1 pseudogene is annotated in these 510 nt (G+C 42.0%); it reads left to right on the plus strand.

Features of this window, described 5'->3' with window-relative positions:
• A pseudogene (locus tag ACTHS3_RS16790) lies at window positions 1-228 on the plus strand (4-hydroxybenzoate octaprenyltransferase); the annotation flags it as partial.
• Window positions 229-510 lie beyond the last annotated feature (282 nt).

The following is a 510-nucleotide window of genomic DNA, read 5'->3' on the forward strand; positions in this document are numbered from 1 at the left end:
ACGGTATTGATGGCGGTACTGGGTATCAAAATCGGTGCAACTTGGCCTTATTGGCTGGTATTGCCGGTAACCGTTTATTGGCAGTATCAGCAGTATGCCGCCATCCGTACGCGCGACCGCCAGTTGTGCTTTCAAACGTTTTTGGCCAACAACCGCATCGGTTTGGCGTGGTTTTGCGGATTGGTCTGCCATTATTTCTGGTTGTTTTTGGTTTCCAAACTGTTTTAAAAAAACTAGGTTGAGGCCGTCTGAAAAGAAAGGGAAAAGGGGTATGCCGGACATGCCCTTTTTCATTTGAATCATAGTTTGGCCAGTCATAGGATTTTTACTTTAAATTCAATATAAGCAAACAGTTGGATTATTTTTAGCTTGTTAAAAAATATCAAAAACAACATGGAAAATGTTAGCAGGGCGAGTGTAAATTACGCCTTCAGGATTGAGATTTGCACCGACAATCGGTACAATCCCATTGTTTTGCGACATTTAAAAGAGATACACATGAGCCTGATC

It is taken from the genome of Neisseria sp. P0009.S007, assembly GCF_051962515.1.